The 23125-nt window shown below is 73.7% G+C and carries 21 protein-coding genes; 9 read left to right on the top strand and 12 right to left on the bottom strand.

The window, feature by feature from the left end:
- Positions 1-54: 54 nt before the first annotated feature.
- Together CHF15_RS04875 and CHF15_RS04870 are read right to left on the bottom strand one after the other, a co-directional pair.
- The gene (locus CHF15_RS04875) at positions 55-1533 is read right to left on the bottom strand and encodes a dihydrolipoyl dehydrogenase family protein (RefSeq protein WP_089222355.1); all 1479 of its coding nucleotides are present in this window, start codon (positions 1531-1533) and stop codon (positions 55-57) included.
- A 192-nt stretch (positions 1534-1725) separates the two neighbouring features.
- Positions 1726-4257, bottom strand: a complete 2532-nt coding sequence (locus tag CHF15_RS04870; protein WP_245938664.1) for a SpoIIE family protein phosphatase — start codon at positions 4255-4257, stop codon at positions 1726-1728.
- Between the two features lie 233 nt (positions 4258-4490).
- On the opposite strand from CHF15_RS04870, the gene CHF15_RS04865 reads away from it, so the two are divergent.
- Both CHF15_RS04865 and CHF15_RS04860 read left to right on the top strand, forming a co-directional pair.
- Positions 4491-4931, top strand: a complete 441-nt coding sequence (locus tag CHF15_RS04865; RefSeq protein WP_018559864.1) for an OsmC family protein — start codon at positions 4491-4493, stop codon at positions 4929-4931.
- 132 nt (positions 4932-5063) lie between these two features.
- Complete coding sequence (locus CHF15_RS04860) at positions 5064-5669, top strand: TetR/AcrR family transcriptional regulator (protein WP_089222354.1); 606 nt, start codon at positions 5064-5066, stop codon at positions 5667-5669.
- A gap of 52 nt (positions 5670-5721) precedes the next feature.
- On the opposite strand, the gene CHF15_RS04855 is transcribed toward CHF15_RS04860, so the two are convergent.
- Together CHF15_RS04855 and CHF15_RS04850 are read right to left on the bottom strand one after the other, a co-directional pair.
- Positions 5722-6030: a GNAT family N-acetyltransferase gene (locus tag CHF15_RS04855; RefSeq protein WP_089222353.1), complete on the bottom strand. Its 309-nt coding sequence runs from the start codon at positions 6028-6030 to the stop codon at positions 5722-5724.
- Positions 6027-6296, bottom strand: coding sequence for a DUF2630 family protein (locus CHF15_RS04850; protein WP_089222690.1), 270 nt, complete (start codon positions 6294-6296; stop codon positions 6027-6029). Before CHF15_RS04850 ends, CHF15_RS04855 begins: the two co-directional genes overlap by 4 nt.
- A 527-nt stretch (positions 6297-6823) precedes the next feature.
- Between CHF15_RS04850 and CHF15_RS04845 the strand changes: the two genes are divergently transcribed.
- Together CHF15_RS04845 and CHF15_RS04840 are read left to right on the top strand one after the other, a co-directional pair.
- Positions 6824-8020 carry a MarP family serine protease gene (locus CHF15_RS04845; RefSeq protein WP_089222352.1) on the top strand — a complete coding sequence of 399 codons (1197 nt, stop codon included), beginning with the start codon at positions 6824-6826 and terminating at the stop codon, positions 8018-8020.
- Positions 8021-8205: 185 nt separating this feature from the next.
- A complete protein-coding gene (locus CHF15_RS04840) occupies positions 8206-9111 on the top strand; it encodes a DMT family transporter (protein ID WP_089222351.1) in 906 nt (301 codons plus the stop codon).
- On the opposite strand, the gene CHF15_RS04835 is transcribed toward CHF15_RS04840, so the two are convergent.
- From CHF15_RS04835 to CHF15_RS04820, 4 genes are all read right to left on the bottom strand, one after another.
- Positions 9042-10253, bottom strand: coding sequence for a glycerophosphodiester phosphodiesterase family protein (locus tag CHF15_RS04835; RefSeq protein ID WP_245938663.1), 1212 nt, complete (start codon positions 10251-10253; stop codon positions 9042-9044). The two genes, CHF15_RS04840 and CHF15_RS04835, sit on opposite strands and share 70 nt — an antisense overlap.
- A gap of 139 nt (positions 10254-10392) precedes the next feature.
- Complete coding sequence (locus tag CHF15_RS04830; protein ID WP_089222350.1) at positions 10393-11058, bottom strand: HAD family acid phosphatase; 666 nt, start codon at positions 11056-11058, stop codon at positions 10393-10395.
- 60 nt (positions 11059-11118) lie between these two features.
- Positions 11119-11313, bottom strand: coding sequence for a DUF397 domain-containing protein (locus CHF15_RS04825; protein ID WP_089222349.1), 195 nt, complete (start codon positions 11311-11313; stop codon positions 11119-11121).
- Positions 11310-12122 (bottom strand): helix-turn-helix domain-containing protein, encoded by an 813-nt coding sequence (locus tag CHF15_RS04820; RefSeq protein WP_089222348.1) that lies wholly within the window; start codon positions 12120-12122, stop codon positions 11310-11312. The genes CHF15_RS04825 and CHF15_RS04820 overlap by 4 nt, the downstream gene beginning before the upstream one ends.
- Before the next feature lie 177 nt (positions 12123-12299).
- On the opposite strand from CHF15_RS04820, the gene CHF15_RS04815 reads away from it, so the two are divergent.
- Positions 12300-12515, top strand: a complete 216-nt coding sequence (locus CHF15_RS04815) for a DUF4287 domain-containing protein (RefSeq protein ID WP_089222347.1) — start codon at positions 12300-12302, stop codon at positions 12513-12515.
- A gap of 7 nt (positions 12516-12522) precedes the next feature.
- Here CHF15_RS04815 and CHF15_RS04810 read toward each other — a convergent pair whose 3' ends face one another.
- Together CHF15_RS04810 and CHF15_RS04805 are read right to left on the bottom strand one after the other, a co-directional pair.
- Positions 12523-13347 carry an arylamine N-acetyltransferase family protein gene (locus CHF15_RS04810; RefSeq protein WP_089222689.1) on the bottom strand — a complete coding sequence of 275 codons (825 nt, stop codon included), beginning with the start codon at positions 13345-13347 and terminating at the stop codon, positions 12523-12525.
- A 391-nt stretch (positions 13348-13738) separates the two neighbouring features.
- The gene (locus CHF15_RS04805; protein ID WP_089222346.1) at positions 13739-14428 is read right to left on the bottom strand and encodes a MerR family transcriptional regulator; all 690 of its coding nucleotides are present in this window, start codon (positions 14426-14428) and stop codon (positions 13739-13741) included.
- Positions 14429-14595: 167 nt separating this feature from the next.
- Between CHF15_RS04805 and CHF15_RS04800 the strand changes: the two genes are divergently transcribed.
- The 4 genes from CHF15_RS04800 to CHF15_RS04785 all read left to right on the top strand — a co-directional run bounded on the left by CHF15_RS04800 (position 14596) and on the right by CHF15_RS04785 (position 18284).
- On the top strand, positions 14596-16107 hold the full coding sequence (locus CHF15_RS04800) for a flavin-containing monooxygenase (protein WP_089222345.1): 1512 nt from the start codon (positions 14596-14598) through the stop codon (positions 16105-16107).
- Complete coding sequence (locus CHF15_RS04795; protein ID WP_089222344.1) at positions 16104-17036, top strand: alpha/beta fold hydrolase; 933 nt, start codon at positions 16104-16106, stop codon at positions 17034-17036. The genes CHF15_RS04800 and CHF15_RS04795 overlap by 4 nt, the downstream gene beginning before the upstream one ends.
- The gene (locus tag CHF15_RS04790; protein WP_089222343.1) at positions 17033-17926 is read left to right on the top strand and encodes an SDR family oxidoreductase; all 894 of its coding nucleotides are present in this window, start codon (positions 17033-17035) and stop codon (positions 17924-17926) included. The genes CHF15_RS04795 and CHF15_RS04790 overlap by 4 nt, the downstream gene beginning before the upstream one ends.
- A gap of 97 nt (positions 17927-18023) precedes the next feature.
- Positions 18024-18284, top strand: coding sequence for a hypothetical protein (locus CHF15_RS04785; protein WP_089222342.1), 261 nt, complete (start codon positions 18024-18026; stop codon positions 18282-18284).
- A gap of 116 nt (positions 18285-18400) precedes the next feature.
- On the opposite strand, the gene CHF15_RS04780 is transcribed toward CHF15_RS04785, so the two are convergent.
- Together CHF15_RS04780 and CHF15_RS04775 are read right to left on the bottom strand one after the other, a co-directional pair.
- A complete protein-coding gene (locus tag CHF15_RS04780) occupies positions 18401-21814 on the bottom strand; it encodes a S41 family peptidase (protein WP_089222341.1) in 3414 nt (1137 codons plus the stop codon).
- A gap of 50 nt (positions 21815-21864) precedes the next feature.
- On the bottom strand, positions 21865-23070 hold the full coding sequence (locus tag CHF15_RS04775) for a serine hydrolase domain-containing protein (RefSeq protein ID WP_179279663.1): 1206 nt from the start codon (positions 23068-23070) through the stop codon (positions 21865-21867).
- Positions 23071-23125 lie beyond the last annotated feature (55 nt).

Raw genomic sequence — 23125 nt, 5'->3', positions numbered from 1 at the left:
ACTCGACGAGCAGGGCGCGATCCTATCGGCAGGCGCCCGGGGCCGCCGTCTCCGTCAGCCTTCGCCGTCCGGCGCGTCCCGGTAGGTCTCCAGCAGCCGCAGCCACACCTCGCTCATCGTGGGGAAGGCCGGTACGGCGTGCCACAGCCGTTCCAGCGGCACTTCACCGGCGACGGCGATGGTGGCGGAGTGCAGCATCTCGCCGACGGACGGGCCGACGAAGGTGACGCCGACGAGGTGGCCCCGGTCCAGATCGACGACGGCGCGGGCCTTGCCCTTGTAGTCGTCGGCGTAGAGCCCGGCGCCGGAGACGTTGCCGATCTCGTAGTCCACGATCTTGACGCGGCGGCCCTCCCGCGCGGCCTGCTCGGCGGTGATGCCGACGGCGGCTGCCTCGGGCTCGGTGAAGACGACCTGGGGGACGGCGACGTTGTCGGCCGTGGCCGAGTGCCGGCCCCAGGGGGCGGTGTCCAGGGGCTCGCCCTTGGCGCGGGCGGCGATGGCGGCGCCGGCGATACGGCCCTGGTACTTGCCCTGGTGGGTGAGGAGCGCGCGGTGGTTGGTGTCGCCCGCGCAGTACAGCCAGCCGCCCTCGACGTCCTTGACCAGGCAGGTGTCGTCGACGTCCAGCCACGAGCCGGGGGTGAGGCCGACCGTCTCCAGGCCCAGGTGGTCGGTGTGCGGGACGCGGCCGGTGGCGAACAGGACCTCGTCGGTGACGAGTTCCGAACCGTCGGAGAGCACCAGGGTGATCGCCCCGGACTCCGAGGCGCGCCGCAGCTCCGTGACGGACACGCCCGTGCGGATGTCCATCCCGGCGGCGCGCATGCCGTCCGCGACGAGCTCGCCCACGAACGGCTCCCAGCGCGGCAGCAGCCCGGAGCCGCGGACCAGCACGGTCACCTCGGAGCCGAGCGACCGCCAGGCGGTCGCCATCTCGACGCAGACCACACCTCCGCCGACCACCACGAGCCGTCCCGGCACCTCGGGGGAACTGGTGGCGTCGCGGCTGGTCCACACGTGGTCGTCGGCGATGCCGGGCAGGTCGGGCAGTTGCGCGCGGGTGCCGGTGCAGACCGCCACGGCGTGCCGGGCGGTCAGGACGCGCTCGCCGCCGTCGGGGGTCTCCACGACGACGCGGCGCGGCCCGTCGAGCCGTCCGCGCCCCCGGACGAGGTCGATCCCGGCCGAGTCCAGCCAGCTCACCGCCCCGTCGTCCTTCCAGTTGCCGGTCCACCAGTCGCGCCGGGCCAGCACCGCGGCGGCGTCCAGCCGCCCGCCGGCCGCCTCCCGCGACCCCGCGACCGCCCGCGCGGCGTCCAGGGCCGCCTGCGGGCGCAGCAGCGCCTTGCTGGGGATGCACGCCCAGTACGAGCACTCGCCGCCGACCAGCTCCGCCTCGACCACCACCGTGGTCAGTCCGGCCTGCCTGGTGCGGTCGGCGAGGTTCTCCCCGGTGGGGCCCGCGCCGATGACGATGACGTCGTAGGTGTCCGTGCTCGCGTTCGTACTGCTGTCTGCCGCCGTGGTCATGGTTCCACCGTAGGCAACAGCGCGTCCGCGCACAGCCGGAACCCCCGTGTCCCGCCGCTTCGCCCGCCCGCTACCGTGCCTGCGGACGTGGTGCGTCGGGGACGGGGCCTCGTGCGACTGGTAGGCCATCAGGGCGAGGCCGGGGGCGGCGCCGAGGCGCGCCGGTGCCCGTGGCCACCGGTCGTGGGCACCTCACGCGGGGAGTTGCTGCTCCGTCCAGATGACCTTGCCGCGGTCGGTGTAGCGGGTGCCCCAGCGGCGGCAGAGCTGGGCGACGAGGAAGATGCCGCGGCCGCCCTCGTCGGTGGTGGCCGCGCGGCGCAGGCGGGGCGAGGTGCCGCTGGCGTCGGCGACCTCGAAGACCAGGGCGCGGTCGCGCAGCAGCGTGGCCCGCACGGGGCCGGCGCCGTGGCGGATGGCGTTGGTGATCAGCTCGCTGGCGATCAGCTCCGTGGTGAAGGTCAGCTCGTCGAGGCCCCAGGCCCGCAGACGGCGGGTGATCGCGGAGCGGAGGGCCGAGACGGCCGCCGGGTCGTCGGGCACGTCCCAGCCGGCGACCTGGCGCTCGTCCAGGGTCCGGGTACGGGCGACGAGCAGGACGACGTCGTCGGCCGAGGGGGCCGGGCGCAGCGCGGCCTCCAGCGCCGCGCAGACCTCCTCCGGCGGGCAGCCGCGCGGGACGGCGGTGAGGGCGCGGCCGAGACGGCGCATCCCGGTGTCCGGGTCGAGGTGGCGGCCCTCGATGAGGCCGTCGGTGTAGAGGACGATGCCGCTGCCCTCGGGGACCGCGAACTCGGCGGCCTCGAAGGGGAGTCCGCCCAGGCCGAGCGGCGGCCCGGCGGGCAGGTCGGGGAAGCGCACCTCGCCGTCGGGGGCGAGCAGCGCCGGTGGCGGATGCCCGGCGCGGGCCAGCTGGCAGCGCCGGGTGACGGGGTCGTAGACCGCGTAGAGGCAGGTCGCGCCCGCGAGGCCGGGACCGGTGCCGCTCTCGTCGTCGAGGCGGACGACGAGGTCGTCCAGGCGGCCCAGCAGCTCGTCCGGGGGCAGGTCGAGGGCGGAGAAGTTGTGCGCGGCCGTGCGCAGCCGGCCCATGGCGGCGGCGGCGTGGATGCCGTGGCCGACGACGTCGCCGACGACCAGCGCCACGCGCGCCCCGGACAGCGGGATCACGTCGAACCAGTCGCCGCCGACCCGGCCGCGGGCCGCCGGGAGGTAGCGGTGGGCGACGTCCACGGCGTGCTGCTCCGGTACGCCGCGGGGCAGCAGGCTGCGCTGGAGTTCCAGGGCGAGGTGGTGCTCGCGGGTGAAGAGCCGCGCGTTGTCGATGCAGACGGCGGCGCGGGCGGCGAGGTCGCGGGCGAGGGTGAGGTCGTCGTCGGCGAACGGTTCGGTCGGCGCGGCGCGTTGGAAGGTGGCGACGCCCAGCAGGGTGTCCCGGGCGCGCAGGGGGACGGCGATGACGGCGCGCGGTTCGCCGTCCGGGCCGGTGGAGGTGTCGCGGACCGCGGCGCCGCCGCACAGGGCTCTGGCCTGGGGGCTGCCCGGGACGAGGCGAATCGGTTCACCCCTGGCGTGGGGGCCGTACGCGGCGCCGGGGGCCGCGCCGCTCGCCGCCACCCGGCGCAGCTCCGCCCCGGGGTCGACGGGGGCCGTGCCGTGCAGGACGGGGCAGAACAGGTCGACGGTCGCGTGGTCGGCGAAGCGGGGCACGGCGGCCTCGACGATCTCGCGGGCGGTACGGGAGACGTCGAGCGTGGTGCCGATCCGCAGGGCGGCGTCGCTGAGCAGTTCCAGGCGGCGGCGCGCGGCGACGGCGAGGCGGCCCACCCCCGCTTCGCCGACCAGCAGCGGGCGGCGCGCGGACCCGCCGGTGCCGCCGCCGGGCGACCCGGCGTCCCCGGGCACGCTGACCTCCACGACGGCGCCGCCCGCGAGGGGCCGGCACAGCAGGTGGGCCGTACGGCCGTGGGAGAGGGGGAGTTGGAGCGCCTCGCGCCGTCCGGCGGCGATCAGCCCGGCGGCGGTCTCGGCGAGCGCCGACTCGTCCCCGTCGGTGAGACCGGCCGGAGGCCCTACGCCCTGGAAGCGCCCGGCGCCGTCCAGCCGCAGGGAGGCGGCCGTGGTGGCGCGGTGCTCGGCGGCCAGGTAGCTGTGCAGCAGGGCGCGTTCGCGTTCGCCGCACTCATCGAGGAGCCGCTGCTCGATGGCGAGGGCGCAGCCGCGGGCGAGTTCGGCCATGAGGGGGTGCGCGTCGCCGTACAGGCTGGTGAGGTCGAGGACGCCCTCCACCCGGCCGCTGACGGGATGGCGGACGGGTACGCCGAAGCAGGTGAAGCCGCGCAGGGCGGCGGAGAAGTGTTCCTCGCCGCAGACGCGGACGGGCTGCCGGGCGGCCAGGGCGGTGCCGATGCCGTTGGTCCCGGCGTGGAGTTCGTGGTAGCTGAACCCGGGGGCGAGCCGGACCCGGTCCAGGGCGGGCAGCAACGGGGGTTCGGCGGCCCGGCGGTCGATCACCAGCCCCCGGTCGTCGGTGAGCAGGACGGCGGTACGGGTGCCGGAGAGCGTGCCGGCGAGCCGGTCGAGGACGGGGCCCGCGGCCCGGACCAGGGCGCCGGTGGGGTCGAGGTCGTCGGTGTACGGGACCTCGAACCGCTCGGGGTCGAGGCCGGCGGTCTGACAGCGCTCCCACGAAGCGAGGATCGGTACCCGCACGGATTCGACCACCAGGCTCACTCCTTGACGTCCGCGTCCCAGGTCCCGAACGTAGGGCGGTGGCACGGCGGCGGGGGGCGGGTCGGTGAAATCCCTGCGTACAGCCACTCTTGTGGGTGACGCCCCGTTTGACAGGGGGCAACACGACCGTCACGGCGCGGGAGATCGCTTCGCGAAGCGGTGCGCCGTGGTGAAGACTTGGACCCGCCGCAGCCGTACTCACTCCGCACTCGGGAGGATCCACCATGTCCACCACGCCGCACTCCACCACGCGGGTCGCGCACACCGTCTGGGACGGCAGTCTGACGGAGGGCAGCGGGGTCGTGACCCTCGACTCCTCCGGCATCGGGGAGTACCCGGTGACCTGGGTCGCCCGCTCGCAGGAGCCGGGCGGGAAGACCAGCCCCGAGGAGCTCATCGCCGCCGCCCACTCCAGCTGCTTCTCGATGGCCCTGTCTGCCGGCCTCGGCAAGGCGGGCACCCCGCCGACCCGGCTGCGCACCCAGGCCGACGTGACCTTCAAGCCGGGCACCGGAATCACCGGCATCCACCTGACCGTCGAGGGCGAGGTGCCCGGGATGGACGAGGCGGAGTTCGTCAAGGCCGCCGAGGACGCCAAGGCGAACTGCCCGGTGAGCAAGGCGCTGGCCGGTACGGAGATCACGCTCACGGCCTCGCTGGCCTGACGCCCGACGGCACCGGCCCGGAGCCGCGCCATGTGCCCCGCCCATCGAAACGTTTCGGTTTCGGTGGGCGGTGCCATATTGTCGTTGGGATACGAAACCGTTTCGCAGGGGACGAGAGACGGAGCACGGAACATGACGACCGACGCGAGCGCACCGGCGCGCCGCACCCGGCTGACGCCCGAGCGGGAGCAGGAGCTGTACGGCGCGGTGATCGATCTGCTGCGCGAGGTCGGGTACGACGCGCTGACGATGGACGCGGTCGCCACCCGTACCCGGTCCAGCAAGGCCACTCTGTACCGGCAGTGGAAGAGCAAGCCCGAGCTGGTCGTGACCGCGCTCAAGTGCACCAAGCCGGTGCACGTGGAGAACGTCGACACCGGCTCGCTCCCGGGCGACCTGCACGAACTAGCCGACCGCATCGGCGACGGCTCGGACGTGGACACCCCGCTGATCCGGGGCCTGGCCCACGCCTCCGCCACCAACCCCGACCTCGCCGAGGCGATGCGCCAGCACCTGATCGAGCCCGAGCTCTCCGGGGTGCGGCAACTGCTGGGGCGGGCCGCCGACCGCGGTGAGATCGACGCCGCCGTCCCCGCGGCCGAGTTCATGCCGCACATGATGCTCGGCGCCGTGATCACCCGCCGCCTGCTGGAGGACGTGGAGGTCGACGCGGCCTTCATGCACCGCTACATCGACGCGGTGGTGCTGCCGGCGCTCGGCATCGGGCGGGCCCGCTGACGCCGGGCCGTCCGGTCGCCCACGCCCGGCCGTCCGGCGCCGGTCGCCGTGCCTAGTCGCTGACCGCGCTGCGCGGGCGGTACTCCAGGTCCTCGTACTCGGGGTGGTGCGCGATCCAGCCCGCGATGAACGGGCAGGCCGCCAGCACGCTCTGACCGCGCTCCCGCGCCTCGTCCAGCGCGTGGCGGGCGAGCGAGGAGCCCACGCCCCGGCCCTCGAACTCCGGGTCCACCTCGGTGTGCAGGAAGGCGACCATCTCCGGGGTGCGGATGTACGTGGCGAAGCCCGCCAGCCTGCCCTCGACGTGCGCCTCGTAGCGCCGCGCTCCGGGGGCGTCCGTCACCTTCGCGTCGCTCTTCACGACTGGTAGCCCTCCACCGTGCCCGTGGAGCGCACCCTCGCCTCGCCCGGGTCGCCGCCCGCCTCGGTCTTGGCGCGGCGCTGGCGGAGCAGGTCCCAGCACTGGTCGAGCTCGCGCTCCAGCGCGTCGAGCCGCGCCCGCTCGGTCTCGCCGTCCATCCGCCCCTCGCTGAGGAGCTCGCGCAGGGTCCTCTCGTCGGAGACCATCGCGCTGATCCGTTCCAGGATCGCCTTCTCGGGGCGATCTCCCGACTGCTGCTCGGTCACGGCCCGCACCTCCTCGGTCGTCGGCACCCACTCTAGGCAGCCCACTGCGCCCAGGCGATCGAAACACTTGCGTTTCGATAAGGCTGCCTCTAGTGTCGACCCGTACGAAACGGTTTCGTGTCGCATCGGTGTCCCGGCGCCGGAGGTCGCGTCATGGCCTGGTGACGGGCCGGTAGGTGACGTCCAGGTGTACCGGAGCGGAATTACCGCCCGGGACGGGAATGCCGGCGGCGCCCCGGTCGTCGTCATGTAGGGGGACTGAGCTGCGGGGCCGCCCCTGAGCGGTGGGAAGGTCCCGCACGCGCCGACCCGTGGGGACGGGGTGCGGTGCGACGGAGGGCCCGGTGCCGGAGTCCGTGGATGCACACGGAAGCCGCGCCGGGCCTTTCCCATGCGATTCCACGGCGATCCGGGGTACCCGGGGCGGATGTGACGGAATCTGCGTGCGGTGTGCCGCAAAAGGGAACCTATGGTCAGTTAATGTGCGTTTTCACTGGTCCATAGGGTTTCGTCGAAAGGCCCCTCGGTTGAACCTGCTCGACCTCCTGCTCCTGGTGCTGACCGTCGCCTACGCCGTCGCCGGTTTCCGGCGCGGGCTGGTCGCGGGCTGCATCTCTCTCGCGGGCTTCCTCGGCGGTGCGGTGGTCGGCGTGTGGCTGCTGCCGTATGTGCTGCAGTACGTCGAGCCGGGCACACCGCGGGCGACGCTGGTCGCGCTGCTCACCGTCCTGGTGCCCGCGGCCGGTGGGCACGCCCTGGCCTCCGGGGTCGCCTGGAAGGCGCGGACCGGGCTGGACTGGGGCCCGCTGCGCTGGCTCGACGGGGCGGGCGGCGCGGTGGCGAACGCCGTGGCCGTGCTGCTGGTCTCGTGGGTGGCCGCCAGCGTGCTGGTGACCTCCTCCTCCAGCGTGCTGGCCCAGTCGATCCGCGGGTCCGAGGTGCTGGGCGCGGTCCAGGACACCATGCCCCGGCAGGCGCCGACCTGGTTCAGCAGGGCGACCAGCGCGCTGGCCGAGGCCGGGTTCCCGCAGGTGTTCAACCCCTTCGAGTCCGAGCCGGTCAACGGGGTGCCCGCGCCCTCCGGGGACAACGTCACCGCGGCCACGGCCGGCGCCGCCGCCCGCAGCACCGTCAAGATCGAGGGCGTCGCCTTCGTGGACGGCCGCCGCCAGGGCCAGGAGGGCACCGGTTTCGTCTACGCCGACGAGCACGTGATGACCAACGCCCACGTGGTGGCCGGGGTGGACGACCCCGCGGTGCAGGTCGGCGGCGTCGGTCGGGCCTACCGGGCCACCGTCGTGCTCTTCGACCCCGGCAAGGACATCGCCGTCCTGGACGTCCCGGGGCTGAAGGCCCCCGCGCTGAGCTTCACCGACGACGCGGTGCGCGGGGACGGCGCGGTCGTGGCGGGCTACCCGCAGGACGGCGGCCTCGACCTGCGCGCCGCGACGGTGGCCGGGCGCATCCGCGCCACCGGACAGGACATCTACGGCGAGGGCGCCGTCACCCGCGACATCTACCAGGTCCGCTCCGTGGTGCGCCCCGGCAACTCCGGCGGCCCGCTGCTGGACACCTCCGGACGCGTCTACGGGGTGGTCTTCGCCCGCTCCACCACCGACTCCACCACGGGCTACGTGCTGACCGCCGACGAGGTGCGCTCCGACGCCCTGCGCGGGGCAAGCGCCACACAGCCGGTGGACACCGGCGACCGCGCCGCGCTGTGACCGGTGACCACGCTTCCGTGACCGTCGCGGTGACCGCCGGGCGGCGGGCCTCCGCATACGTTCGACGTTAGACTTTCCATTCACGTGGAAAACCGGACGAATACCTTTAAACGGTCGAGCGTCGTCCGGCGCCGAGCCGGACGAGGACGACCGCGGCCGAGCACGCGGGGAGTGGTGCCGTCCTCATGATCTCCATCCTCTTCGCCGTCCTCGCGGCCTGCAGCAACGCCTTCGGCACGGTCCTGCAGCGGCGCGCGGTGCTCACCGTCCCCGCCTCGAAGTCCCTGCGCCTCGGTCTGATGAAGGACCTGCTGCGCACCCCCGTGTGGCTCGCCGGCATCCTCGGCGTCATCCTGGCCGCGATCTTCCAGGCGCTGGCGCTGGGCACGGGGTCGCTCGCCGCGGTCCAGCCGGTGTTCATCCTGGAGCTGCCGCTGGCCCTGGTGATCGGCGGCATGGTCTTCCACGTCGAGCTGTCCCACAAGGCCTGGGTCAGCGTGGCGTGCATCGCCGGCGGCCTGGCGCTGTTCCTCTTCTCGATGGCGCCCAGCGGGGGGCGCGAGCAGGTTCCGGGCATCTGGTGGGTGCCGACCCTGCTGATCGTCGGCGGACTCGGCGCGGTGCTGGTGCTCGCCGGGCTGCGGCGGCCCAACGGCCTGATGCGCGCCGCCTGCCTGGGCGGGGCGGCCGCGGTGGGCAACGCCCTCACGGCCGCGCTGATCAAGTCGTCCATGGACATCCTGGAGCACCAGGGCGTCGCGGCCTGGCTGCTGTCCTGGCAGACCTACGCCTTCGCCGCGGCCGGCGGGTTCTCGCTGTTCCTGCTGGGGACCGCCATGCAGGGAGGACCGCTGATCGCCTCCCAGCCCGCCCTGACGCTCGGCGACGCCGTCGTCGGCTTCTGCCTCGGGGTCACGCTCTACGGCGAGCAGCCGCGCACCGGTTTCTGGCTGCTGCCCGCGCTGGCGGGTTTCGCGGTGCTCAGCTACGGCGTCTTCGCGATGTCCCGCACCCAGTGCCTCTACAAGTGCGTCCATCCCGAGGAGCACCTGGCGAGCCCGGCCGGGCAACCCGCCGCCTCGGCCACCTGAACCGTACGCGGACGCCCCCGGAACCGGCCGGTTCCGGGGGCGTCCGCGCGCGGGGCGCCGGTCGTCAGTGGCGGCGCGGGGTAGGCCTTGGGCAGGCGCATACCGCGGTCGGCCATGATCTGCCGGACGTGGTTGGGGTAGTCGGTGATGATGCCGTCGATGCCCATGTCCATCAGGGCCTCGATGGTCGGGTTGTCGTCACAGGTCCACGGGATGACCTTCAGGCCGCGCTCGTGGGCGTCGTCCACCATCTTCTCGGTGACGTAGAACGTGAAGTTCGGGTCGGCGATGGTGCCGTTCTGCGGCATGCCGTAGACCGGGGAGAGCGCAGTGACGCCGGGGACGGCGGCCGCGGCCTTGACGAAGTCGCCGTCGTAGTCGTCGGCGTCGATGCCGCCGAGCCACGGGGAAGCGCCGGGCTTGCCGACCTGGAGGAAGTCGTAGTTGGTCAGCGCCACCAGCGGGTACTTCGGCGCGAGCTTGTGCATCTCGTTCAGGGCGCCCCAGTCGAAGGACTGGATGGTGACCTGCTTCTCTATGCCCGAGCGGTGGATCTCCTCGAAGACACGGCGCACGAACAGCTCGCGCGGCGCGGTCTGCTCGGGGGCGCCGGCCTCGACCTTGGTCTCGATGTTGAGCTTGACCTTCTTGGCCTTGTAGCTCTTGACCAGGCCGAGGACGTCCTTGAGCTCCACCATGCGGTGGCCCTTGACCTGCTCCTGCTCGGGGAAGCCGGGCAGCTGCTGGTAGCCGCAGTCCATCGTCTTGATCTGGGCCAGCGTCAGGTCCTTGATGTACTTGCCCACGTAGGGGTACATCGGGTCGCCCGGCGTGACGGGACCGGTGTCCTTGCACTTCTGGGCGCTGATCTGGCGGTCGTGGTTGACGACGACCTTCTGGTCCTTGGTGACGTGGGTGTCCAGCTCCAGGGTGCTCACCCCGAGGCGCAGGGCCTTGCCGAAGCCCTCCAGGGACTCCTCCGTGGTCATGCCGATGCCACCGCGGTGGGCCTGCAGGTCGAAGGAGGCCTTGGGGGAGTGGCCGTGGTCGTGGCCGTGGTGGGCGGTGGCCGCCTGGGCGGCGGTGGGTACCACGAGCGCGGGCACGACGGCCAGGGCTGCGATTGCGTGCCGGAGGGACATTTACACCTCGTCTACATCGGGCGAACGGGACCTCGTGACGCTAAGCCGCAGGTCGAGCCCGTACGAAGCCCGCGCATGAGGGCATGGTGAACGCCCGGGGAACGATCGCTCCCCGGGTGCCGGGCGGTCTCGGACGGCGTCAGTCGAGCAGGCCGTCGTAGTCCGGGAGCTTGAAGGTGCGCTCGGCGTGGCCGCCCACCAGGTCGGTGGTGTTGTTGCCGATGTTCGCGACGATCGTGTAGCCGCGCTTCTCGATGGCGGCGCGCTGCGCCGTCTTGTACGCGCTGACCTCGTCGAAGAGGTCCGGGATCGAGCGGCCGTACAGTCCGGCGACCGGGTAGCCCGCGCGGTCGAGGTTGTAGAGCGTGGCCGGGTGGATGAAGTCCGGCCGGGCGGTGACGAAGAAGACGTCCACGCCGCGGGAGTCCGCGTACCGGGCGAGGTCGCGTGTCGGCGCCACGGCGGGCGGGAACCACCAGTCGAAGTACGTCTCCAGCGAGGTGTTGTCGATGTCCAGCACGATCGCCGGCTTCTCGCCGGGCCGCGCGGTCGACGTGCGCTCCTGGAGGTAGGCGCGCGCCTGGTCGATCACCGGGCGCACGTCGCGCAGCCAGGTCTCGTGGTCGACCGAAGCGGCGCCGGCGGAGGCCGTGGCGGCCGCCGCCGGCGTGCCGCCGATCCGCCCGGTGGCGTGCGCGTCGGTGGCGTGCGCGTCGGCCGGGAGCGCGAGGCCGGACACCCCGGCGGCGATGATCGCCGCGACGACGGCGCCGCGTCTCCACGTGAGGGTTTTGAGGGTTGTCATGCACCGTACGTTCGCTGGTGCGGGTGAGCGGAAACCGGCGTACGGATTACCGGTTGGTAACTATCCTTGGGGTTCGGGCAATCGGCCGGCGAAGGCCACGAACTCGGTCCACGCGTCCGGCTCGAAGGCCAGGGCGGGGCCGGACCTGTCCTTGGAGTCCCGCACGTGGACGGCGGCCGGGCCGACCGCCACCTCGACGCACTGACCGCCGTCGCTGCCGCTGTGACGGGACGTGAACCACACGAGAGCGCTCACAGTTCACCCGCAATCTGCTCGATCAACTTCGCGGAGTCCTCGGGTGTGAGGGCCTGCGCCCGGATCATTCCATAGCGCTGGTGGAGCAGACTGACCCTTTTCCGGTCATCGGTGAGCAGGCCCCCGACCTGCCCCTCCGCGTAGGCGAGCAACTGGCGGTCGGGGTTCTCCAGCAGGGTGAACGGGCCGTCGAGACCGGCGTGCGCCTCGTACCGGGCCGGCATCACCTGGATCTGGACGTTGCGCCGCCGGCCCACCTCGACGAGATGCGACAACTGTGCGCCCATCACCGCCCGTCCGCCCGTGGGGCGGCGCAGCACCCATTCCTCCAGGACGAAGGAGAGCATGCACACGGGCCTGCGGACGATCAGTGACTGGCGGGCCAGCCGGTCCTCGGTCCAGCGCTCGACCTCGTCCTCCTCCAGCGCCGGACAGCGGGCACCGAACACGGCACGCATGCAGGCCTCGGTCTGCAGCAGGCCGTTGACGACGTGGGAGTCGTAGGCGCCCAGGCTCAGTGCCCGGGCCTCCTCGTCCGCGTACTCCCCGTACCCCACGGGCAGCTTCTCCCGCGACAGATGGGGGGCCACCGCCCTCAGCACCCCGGGTGAGCCGAGCAGTTGCTCCGCCCGCTCGATGAACGCCGTGCTGGCGATGCGCTCCCCGCACTCGATCTTGACGGTCTGCGACTTCGAGTAGCCCGTGTGCGCCGCCACCGCGTCCAGGGTGATTCCCCGGCCCTCGCGCAGCGTCCTGAGCAGGTCCCCGAAGATCCTCATGCTCACCGAGCGCTTGTCCTCGACCGTCATGCGGCCACCCCCGTCCGGCTCCCCTGGTGTCGTCCCGGGCGCCACGCTAGGCAGACGCCGCCCGGCGGCACGCCGGGAACCGGCGGAATTCACCCGGGCCGGGGAACGGCCGGCCGGTGTGACGCGGGTCACGGCGGGACGGCGATGAGTTCGCGGCGGCCGGCCGGTCCACCAGGCATGACGCAGAACGTGAAGGGCCCCGCGAGTTACTTCCCGTCGATCGAGAAGAAGTACGGCCGGCCGGTCGCGGAGTGGAAGGAGCTCATCCGCTCCTCCCCGCTGACCCGGCACATGGAGCTCGTCGGCTGGCTGAGGACCGAGCACGGCCTCGGGCACGGCCACGCCAACGCGCTGGTGGCGCACACCCTCGCCGAGGGGAAGGCCGCGGCCTAGCGCCGGGTCACCCCGGCAGTCGCGTCCCCTCGGGGAGCCGTACGCCGAAGTCGTCCGCCAGGACCCGCAGCACCTCGTCCTCGTCCGCCAGTTCGCGCTCCTTGCGGGTGCCGTCGGCGGCCGTCTCCGTCAGGCGGCGTCCGGTGAGGGAGAGGTGGGTGTCGCCGGTGGTGCGCTGGACGTAGAGGCCGCGGGAGAAGGGGGAGCGCGGGTTGGTGGCGACGTGCCAGTTGATGACCTCGTAGTCCGGGGCCTGGAAGGGTTCGACGGTGAAGGCGTACTGGTCCTCCCATCCGCCGTCCGCGGCGCCGGGCAGGTACGCCTGGAGCTTCCACAGTTCCAGTGGGCCGTCGTGCGGGGCGTGGACGAGCCGGTGGCGGCGCGGGGCGTCGTGCAGTTCCTCGTCCGCGAGCAGCGGCAACGGCTCCAGCAGGGAGCCGATGCTGCCGAAGCCGACGTCGGTCACCCACGGCACCGGCTCGCCGGGCACCTCGGTGAGCATGAGCATGTGCGTACGGGGGCGGACGTCCCCCGGCTTCGCCCCCACCAGGACCCGCGCGGTGAGCAGCGTGACCCGGAACCCGAGGGCGGTGAGCGCCGCGGCGAACAGGGTGTTGTGCTCGTAGCAGTAGCCGCCGCGTGTGCCGCGGACGAGCTTGGCCTCCAGGTCGGGCACCGCGAGCGAGGGCGCCCGGCCAAGGACCGGGTCGAGGTTCTCGAACGGGATGCCCAGCAGGTGGGCGCGGTGCACGGACCGCAGCACCTCCGTCGTGGGTCGGCGCTCCCCGGTCCAGCCGATGCGGGCGAGATAGGCATCGAGATCGAGAGTCATAGGACCACAGTACGGATGCGCGGCGGCCTCCTCGCGCAGCCTTCGGGAGGGCGCTTGCGCGGGTGCGGGGCGGCGGTCGGCCAGGGTGAGGGCGAGGGCGTCGCCGTCCGCCCGGGCCCGGATGCCGGGGCCGGTGGTGACGGCCTGTTCGAGGACTTCGCCGGGCATGCGGTGGACGCGGGCGACGGCGGCCGGCGGGGATCCGCAGAGGGAGGCGGGCCTGGCGGCGTGCTCGCGGCGCCTCAGGCCCGCGACCGCCCGCGACCGCCCGCGCCGGCCGAACGGCGGCGCCGGGTGAGCCGGGTGAGCCGGGGCGCGGAAGCCCTTGCCCCTGTCCGGGGCGCCGCCCGGCCTGACGCCCGTACCTGGCGTCCGCGGGCGGCGCGCGGGGTCACCGCCCCAGTTCCTCGCGCAACCTGCGGTCGATCGCCAGGGCGAGTTCCGCCTCGACGACGGCCTGCACCAGGGGGCGCAGCCGGGCGATGGCCTCGGTGAGCCGGGTGGTGTCGCCGGACTGCAGGTCGGCCTCCGCGTCCGGCAGGACGTAGGTGCGGGCCAGCTCGACGAACCGCTCGGCGAGCGGGTCCATGCGGTCCCGCATGTCACGGCCCGTGGCGAGCACCTCGGCGAGCGGGAGGCCCTCCCGGACCAGCGCGGCCGAGGCCTCCAGCAGCCGGCGGCTGACGTGCACCACGTCGTCGCCGTCGACCGCGATGTAGCCGATGTCCAGGGCGGTGGCCAGGTTCTCGGCGGTGGCCTGGTCGCCGTAGTGGTCGGCGAGGCCCTCGGGGGTGAGCCGCAGCGGCTCCTCCTCCGACCAGCGGGTGGGCAGTGCCGGGTCCAGGCCGAGGAGTTCGCCGACGTCGTGGCGGCCGCTCTCCCAGGCGTCCATCAGCTCGGCGATGCCGCCGAGGGTGTGACCCCGCTCCAGCAGCGCCGTGATGGTTTGCAGCCGGGCCAGGTGGTGGTCGTTGTACCAGGCGATCCGGCCCTCGCGGCGTGGCGCGGGGAGCAGCTTGCGCTCCCGGTAGAAGCGGACGGTACGGACCGGGACACCGGCCGCCTCCGCCAGCTCGTCCATCCGGTACTCGCGCTCGTGCGTTGCCACGCCGGTCAGCCTATGCGGTGGGCGCCGCACATCGCTTGGCCCGGCCTCTACCGCTGGTAACGCCTTCTGGTCTACGCTCCGAACCGTGCCAGTGAACGCTGGCGCGATTCGGCACTGGGGCGGCACCGAGAGGCGGCGGTATGGCCGGACACAGCGAACACGTGCGGGTTGCGGTGATCGGATCGGGGTTCGGCGGACTCGGCGCCGCCGTGCGGCTGCGACGCGAGGGGATCACCGACTTCGTCGTCCTGGAGCGCCGGGACTCCGTCGGCGGGACGTGGCGCGACAACAGCTACCCGGGGTGCGCCTGCGACGTGCCCTCGCACCTGTACTCGTTCTCCTTCGCGCCCAACCCGCAGTGGCCGCGCACCTTCTCCGGCCAGCCGCACATCCGCGCCTACCTGGAACGGGTCGCGGACACCTTCGGCCTCCGCCCGCACCTGCGCCTCGGCACGGAGGTGACCGAGGCCCGCTGGGACGCCGGCGCCCGGCACTGGCGCGTCACCACCTCGCGCGGCGAACTCACCGCCGACGTCCTGGTCTCGGCCACCGGACCGCTGTCCGACCCCAAACTGCCCGACGTGCCGGGCCTGGACGCCTTCCCCGGGCGGGTCTTCCACTCCTCGAAGTGGGACCACGACTTCGACCTCGAGGGCAAGCGGGTCGCCATGGTGGGCACCGGGGCCTCCGCGATCCAGATCGTGCCCGCGATCCAGCCCGAGGTGGAGAGCCTGACCGTGGTGCAGCGGACGCCCCCGTGGGTGATGCCGCGCATGGACCGCGGGATCAGCCGGGCCGAGCAGTGGCTGCACGGCAAGGTGCCGGCCACCGCCAGGGCGCGGCGCGGACTGCTCTGGCTGATCCGTGAGTTCCAGGTCGGCGCGTTCACCAAGCGCCCGGCGATGATGCGCGGCGCGCAGGCCGTGGCCGCCTCGCACATGCGCAAGGCCGTCAAGGACCCGGCGCTGCGCGCCAAACTGACCCCCGACTACCGGATCGGCTGCAAGCGCATCCTGCTGTCCAACGACTACTACCCGGCGCTCGCCCGGCCCAACACCGAGGTCGTCGCCTCCGCGCTGAAGGAGGTGCGCGGCTCGACCCTGGTCATGGCCGACGGCACCGAGCGCGAGGCCGACGCCATCGTGTTCGGCACCGGCTTCCACGTCACCGACATGCCCATCGGGGAGCGGGTGTTCGGCGCCGACGGCCGCTCGCTGGCCGAGCACTGGAAGGGCGGCATGGCCGCGCTGCGCGGCTGCTCCGTCGACGGCTTCCCCAACCTGCTGTTCGTCATCGGGCCCAACACCGGCCTCGGGAACAGCTCGATGATCCTGATGATCGAGTCCTCGCTGAACTACGTCGCGGCGTACCTGCGCGCCCTGGACACCACCGGGGCCGCCGCGCTCGACGCCCGTCCGGAGGCCGTGCGGTCCTGGAACGACGAGGTGCAGCGCCGCATGGCCCGCACGGTGTGGAACACCGGGGGCTGCGTCAGCTGGTACCTGGACGACCAGGGCCGCAACACCACGGTCTGGCCCGGGACGACCGCCGAGTTCCGGCGCGCCACGCGGCGGCTGGACCTCCAGGAGTACGAGATCGTGCCCGCCGGCGCCCCCGAGGAGCGCCCGGAGCGCGTGGAGGTGGCCTCGTGACCGCGTCCGTCTTCGACCTGCCGGCCACCCGGCGCACGCACTCCGTGCGGTCCGCGGACGGCACCTCGATCCATGTGGAGGAGTACGGCCCCGAGTCCGGCACCGCGCCCACCGTGGTGCTGATCCACGGCTGGACCTGCAGCACCCTGTTCTGGGCCCCGCTCATCCACGAACTCGCCGGGGAGTACCGGGTCGTGGCCTACGACCAGCGCGGCCACGGCGGCAGCGGGACCCCGCGCCGCGGCGGCTACGGCACCGGCGCGCTCGCCGACGACCTCACCGCGGTCCTGGAGTCCGCCGTCGTGGGCGACGAGAAGGTGGTGCTGGTCGGCCACTCCATGGGCGGGATGACCGCGATGGCGGCGGGCGACCGTGCCGCCGTGCAGTCCCGCACAGCCGCCGTGCTGCTGGCCAGCACCGGCAGTGGACGGCTGCTCGCCGAGGCGGCGGTGCTGCCGCCGCGGGTGCGCAGCAAGCGGGTCCGCGACGCCTTCCACCGCTTCCTGCTGGTCAGTTCGGCGCCGCTGGGCCCGCAGTCCGCGGTGACCCGGGCCGCGCTCAAGTACGGGATCCTGGGCGCGGCGTCGAGCAGGGAGCTGGTGGCCGCCACCGCCCGCATCGTGCACGCCTGCGGGCGCCGGCAGCGTGCCGGGTGGGGCCGGGTGCTGGCCGGGCTCAATCTCGACGCGGGCGTCTCCGCGCTGCGCGTGCCCACCGCCGTGCTGGTGGGCGGCGCCGACAAGCTCACCCCTCCGGTGCACGCCCACGGCATGGCCGCCCGGCTCTCCCGGTTCGCCGGGCTCACCGAACTGCCGGGCCTCGGCCACATGACCCCGCTGGAGGCGCCGGCCGCGGTCGCGGGCGTCGTACGCACCCTCGTCGAGGACCATCTGCGGCCCGGGGCCCAGGTCAAGGAGGAGACGGCATGAGCAGGTCGCTGAACGGGCAGGTCGCGGTGGTGACCGGCGCCGCCCGCGGGGTGGGGGCGCTGCTCGCCCGCAGACTCGCCGCGCGCGGCGCCCGGTTGGCGCTGGTGGGGCTGGAGCCGGACGAACTCAAGCGCGTGGCCGAGGAGATCGGCCCCGACGCCGGGTGCTGGACGGCCGACGTCACCGACCGGGAGGCGATGGCCCGGGTGGCCGCGGAGGTCCTGGAGCGCTACGGCCGCGTCGACGTCGTCGTCGCCAACGCCGGTGTGGCGACCGGCGGTCCGTTCCTGGACGTGGACCCCGCCGACTTCGAACGGGTCGTCCAGGTCAACCTGCTGGGCAGCGTGGTGACCGCCCGCGCGTTCCTTCCGGCGCTCGTCGCCTCGCGCGGCTACCTGCTGCAGATCGCCTCGCTCGCCGCGATCACCCCGGCACCGCTGATGACCGCGTACTGCGCCAGCAAGGCGGGGGTGGAGGCCTTCGCGCACTGCCTGCGCGCCGAGGTCGGCTTCAAGGGCGTCAAGGTCGGTGTGGGGTATCTGAGCTGGACCGACACCGACATGGTGCGCGGCGCCGACGAGGACGACGTGATGCGCGAGGCCCGCTCCCGGCTGCCCTGGCCGGCCAATCGCACCTACCCGCTGGAGCCCGCGGTCGAGCGCATCGCGGACGGGATCGCCCGCCGCTCGCCGCACGTCTACGCCCAGTGGTGGCTGCGCGGAACGCAGTCCGTGCGCGGGTACTTGCCCGGCCTGATCGGCGGCGCGCTGGGGCGGCGCGAGATGCGCCGCCTGGAGCCGAGGATCACCGCCGCGGGCGGCATCCGGCAGGGACTCGTCGGCCGCGGCGGCGCCGCCGACGAGCGTGCCCGGTCGGAAAGGCCCGTCTGACCAGCGCCGTTCACGGTACGCATTCGTCCGAAATGCGCACCGTGTCCGGCCGTGTCAGCCTGGTCGAGGCCCATCCGCACATCACGAAGGAGTGATCATGGGCAAGAACGACCCCACGCGAAACAAGGCCGGGCAGCAGCAGCACCGCCCGCAGGCTCAGCCCCAGGGGCAGGAGCGTATCGGCCAGACCCGTGAGCGCGCTCAGGGCATGGCCGACGACCCGATGCGCCAGCAGGGCAAGCCGCAGCACCGCGAGCCCGGCCACGGCCAGCCGTCCAAGCCCGAGTCGATGCCGAAGGGCGACCGCGAACGCCGGCGTTCGCCGGAGGAGATCGACGAGCGGCGGGACCGGTCCTGACCCGCGTGGTCCAGGAGTGAACGAGGAGGGGCGCGTCCGTACAGGGCGCGCCCCTTCCGCCGTCCTCGGCCCGGCCTTCCACCGACCCCGGCGGGGTCTTTGGCGGGAGGGGAGGCTCAGGGACGCGGAGGGAGCGGGGGCCGCCGCCGGTCCGGGCGGTCGGACAGATCGGGCGGTGTGGAGGCCGGGTGCTTCTCCAGCAGGTCCAGTGCCGTCTGCACGGCGATCTCCAGATCGGTGCGACGGCCCTCCGCCCAGTCCAGCGGGGTGCGGATGACCGGGATGTCCGGCTCCACGCCGTAGTTCTCCACCGCCCACCCGTAGGCCTCGAACCAGGCGGCGTTCATCGGCACCGTGATCACCGTGCCGTCGCCCAGCCGGTGCCGGCCGGTCATGCCGACCACGCCGCCCCAGGTGCGGTGGCCCACCACCGGCCCGATGCCCAGCAGCCGGAACGTGGCGGTGATCATGTCTCCGTCGGAGGCCGTCGCCTCGTCCGCCAGCGCCACGATCGGGCCCCGCGGAGCGTTGCCGGCGTAACTCACCGGCTGCGCGTGGCGGGTGTGGTCCCAGCCGAGGATCTTGCGGGTCAGGCTCTCCACCACCAGGTCGCTGATGTTTCCGCCCGCGTTGCCGCGCACGTCGACGATGAGCGCCGGGTGGACGATCTCGATGCGCAGGTCGCGGTTGAACTGCGCCCAGCCCGAGCCGCCCAGGTCGGGGATGTGCAGATAGCCGCACCTGCCCTCGCTCAACGCCCGTACGACCGCGCGCCGTTTGGCCACCCAGTCCTGGTAGCGCAGCGGCCGCTCGTCCACCAGCGGCACCACCGCGACCCGGCGCGGATGCCCGCCGTCGGGCGGGACGAAGGTCAGCTCCACCGTGGTCCCGCCGGCGGCCGACAGCAATGGGCCGGGTCCGGCGTCCGGGTCGACGGCACGGCCGTCGACGTGGGTCAGCGCGGCGCCCTCCAGGATGCCGGTGCCGGCCAGCGGCGAACGGGCCTTGGAGTCCGAGGACTCGCCGGGCAGGATGCGCGTGACCACCCACCGGCCGTCCTTGGTGTGCACGAAGTTGACGCCGAGCAGGCCGATCGGCCGCTGGTAGTGCGGCGGTCCCTCGCTGCGGCGGGCCGGCGCCACGTACGCGTGCGAGGTGCCCAGTTCGCCGAGGACCTCGCGCTGCAGGTCGGCGAACTCGTCCGGGGTGGCGACCCGTTCGACCAGCGGACGGTACTGGTCGAGGATCGCCGGCCAGTCGATGCCGCACATGTCCGGCGCCCAGAAGTAGTCGCGGATGATCCGCCCGGCCTCGTCGAACGCCTGCCGCCACTCGGTGGGCGGGTTCGCCTCGTGCAGGATCCGGCGCATGTCGATGTAGACGGTGGAGTCCAGGTCGCCCGGCTCGAACGCCGGGACCACCGTCAGGTCGCCCTCGTCGAAGACCACCAGCTGCGTGCCGTCGCCGCTGACCCGGTACCAGTCCATGTGCCGTACCAGCTCGACCCGCTTGGACTTGGCCAGGCCGAAGTACTCCAGCGTGGGCCGGGCGGAGGGGTCGGTCGGATTGACGAAGGTCTCGCCGAGCGCGCCGGAGATCGGCCAGCGCAGCCAGGTCAGCCCGCCCCGCACCGCCTCCAGCGAGCTGTACTTGGAGGCGGGCACCGGGAAGGGCGTCACCCGCATCGGCAGACCGGCCGCCTCCACCGCGAGCGGCCCCTCGGTGAAACCGGTCGGGTCCAGCCCGCCCCCCGGCGGCCGGCCCTCCACGGGCAGTGCGAAGGGCGAGGGCGTCGCCGAGTGCAGCGGGACGAGGTGCGGGCGGCAGCCCAGCGGGAAGGACAGGTCGCCGGTGTGCACGTCGTACACCGGGTCGAAGCCGCGCCAGGACAGGAAGGCGAGATAGCGGCCGTCGCGGGTGAAGACCGGCTGCTCGTCCTCGAAACGGCCGTTGGTGACGTCGATGAGGGTGTGCTTGCCGGTCTCCGGGTCCGGGCTCAGCCGGGCGATCCGGATCTTGCGCAGCGAACGGCCGATGACCGGGTGGGACCAGGCGATCCAGTCGGAGTCCGGGGAGAAGGACAGGTCACGGACCGGGCCGTTGGAGGAGCGGACCAGCTCGGCCACCACGCCCGACTCCGCGTCGACCATCAGCAGCCGCCCGTCGTGGGAGGCGACGGCGAGGATCTGGCCGTCGGGGGAGGGCACCAGTTCGTGGACGCGGCCGAGCAGGCCGCACGCCAGCCGCGTGCCGCCGCTGCGGCACGGGGGCCGCGGCACGGTCTGCCCCTCGGCGGCCGCGATGTCCTGCGCCGTCCCGTCCGCCTCCTCTTCCCCGTCCTTCCCGTCCTCCCCGGTCTCCGCCTCCGTCTCCGACTCCGCGGCCCGCAGCGCCTGCGCGACGGCGTCGTCGGCGTCGGCGATCTCGGCGGCGGCCAGTGCCGCGGGGCGCCCCGGCAGCGCGGCGATCTCGATGGCGTCCTCGCCCTCGGCGTCGGTGACGAAGGCGATCCGCCCGGTGTCGCCCAGCATGACCGGCAGCCGGACCCGCGACCCGGGCACGTCGGAGATGGTGCGCGCGGGCCCGTCGCGGTGGGTGAGCCAGTACAGGCTGCCGCGCACGCACACCGCGCTGGCGCGGCCGGTGCGGTCCACGGCCAGCCCGTCCAGGTACGCCGAGGCCGGGACCTGGTACGGGCGCCGGCCCGCGCGCGGGCCGCCGAGGTCGACGGCGACGCGGCGCGGCACCGAGTCCGGGCCGAGGCCGTCGACCAGCCACACCTCGCCCGCGCACTGGTAGACCACGCGCGTGCCGTCCGTTGCGGCGCTGCGGGCGTAGAAGTCGGCGTGGTCGGTGTGCCGCCGCAGATCCGTGCCGTCCGGCAGGCAGGAGTACAGGTTGCCGATGCCCTCGTGGTCGGAGAGGAAGGCGATGCGCCCCGCGACGAACATCGGCGACTCCAGATGCCCGTCGATCTCCGGCACCAGCCGCCGGCACTGCAGCCACAGCCGCCCGGTCGCCCCGCCCCGGTACCGCTTCCACGAGGCCGGCTCGTGCGGCGCGGTCGCGGTCAGCAGCAGCGTCCGGTGCTCGCCCTCCTCGCTGTCGTCCACGGCGATGTCCGACACCGGGCCCCAGGGCAGCCGGCTGCCCGGACCGCCCTCGGACGGCACGCCGTAGGCCCAGGTGTAGTGCGAGAACGGTTCGCCGTGGGAGGAGACGGCCAGGATCCGGCCGTCCGGCGTCCAGGCGCGCACCCGCGTGTCGGTGCTGCCCCAGTAGGTCAGCCGGCGGGCCGGGCCGCCCTCGACCGGCGCGACGTACACCTCGGGGTCGAGGGAGCGCCAGCTGTTGAAGGCGATCACCGAGCCGTCGAGGGAGAACCGCGGATGCCCGACCCGGGTCCGGTCGGCCGTCACCCGCCACGCGCGCCCCTCGTCCAGGGGCGCGACCCAGATGTCGTCCTCGGCGACGAAACAGAGCCGCTCGCCGTGAACATGCGGAAACCGGAGATATGCGGCGTCGCTCACTCATCCATCGTTCGCGGCTCCCGGAGCCCGGGCAACTTTTCCGGCCCGCGTCAGCGCAGGCACTCCCGCACCGCGCGGACCAGCGCCTGTGCGCGCGGATCGGCGGTGACGTTCTTCTGCATGCCGTTGGTGACGTAGCCGAAGGCCACGCCCTCGCCGGGATCCGCGAATCCCAGCGACCCGCCGCGGCCGGGGTGCCCGAAGGAGCCGGGGGACAGCAGCGGGGCGGCCGGGCCGTGCAGCATGAAGCCCAGGCCGAAGCGGGTGTTCACCACCAGCACGCGGTCCGGGCCCTCCGACTCCGGAGTGCGCGCCGAGGTGAGCGTCGCAGGGGCGAAGAGCCGGGCGCCGGGGCCCTCGACCTCCCCGATCAGCGCGGCGTAGAAGCGGGCCAGCGAGCGCGCGGTGGCGATGCCGCCCGAGGCCGCCAGCTGCGCCGCGTGGTACCCGGGGTCGTTCTCGTCGGGCAGCGGGTCGATCGCGCCGAACGCGCGCCGGGTCAGCGACGACGGGTCGTCGTACGCCTCGGTCACGTTCCGCTTGGGCCGCGCCCGCAGCCCGGCCGCGGCCGGGGGCGGCGGGGTCTGCACGGCGGCGATCCGCCCGACGCGGCGCTCCTCGCCCGCCGGCAGCCCGATCCACAGGTCGAGGCCGAGCGGGCGGGCGATCTCCTCCGCCACGTAGCGGCCGATGGGCCGGCCGCCGCTCGCCCGCTGCACCAGCTCGCCGATCAGCCAGCTGTACGTCTGCGCGTGGTAGCCGTGGTCCGTCCCCGGCGCCCAGAACGGGGCCTGCGCCGCGAGCGCCCGCGGCCCGCTGACGCCGTCCTGCGCCCGCGCGGGGGCGAGCGGGGTGTCCAGCGCCGGCACGCCGGCCCGGTGCGCCAGGGCGTCCCGGAACGTGACGCGCTCCTTGCCGGCGGCCTTGAACTCGGGCCAGTAGGTGCCGACGGGCGCGTCCAGGTCGAGCTGGCCCCGCTGGTGCAGCAGGAGCAGGCACGCAGCCGCCACGCCCTTCGTCGCCGAGCGAACCACCTGCGCGGTGTCCTGCGCCCAGGGCGCGCCACCGCCCCCGTCCTCGTCCCCGTCGGCGGAGCCCGCCCACAGGTCCACGACCTTGCGGCCGTCCCGGTACAGGGCCACGGCCGCGCCGCGTTCGCCCCGCTCCTCGAAGTTCCGGACGAAGGCCTCTCGGACCGGCTCGAAGCCTTCCGCCACCGCCCCGTGGACGTCCACCACAGCCCGTGCTCCCACCATGCGCCGCCGTTGTTGCTCCCCCCATGGTGCCTCCCTCCCGGGACCGGCCGGGACC

This window comes from Actinacidiphila glaucinigra (assembly GCF_900188405.1).
Classification (GTDB): Bacteria; Actinomycetota; Actinomycetes; order Streptomycetales; family Streptomycetaceae; genus Actinacidiphila; species Actinacidiphila glaucinigra.
This window is presented reverse-complemented; position numbering and strand designations above follow the sequence as displayed.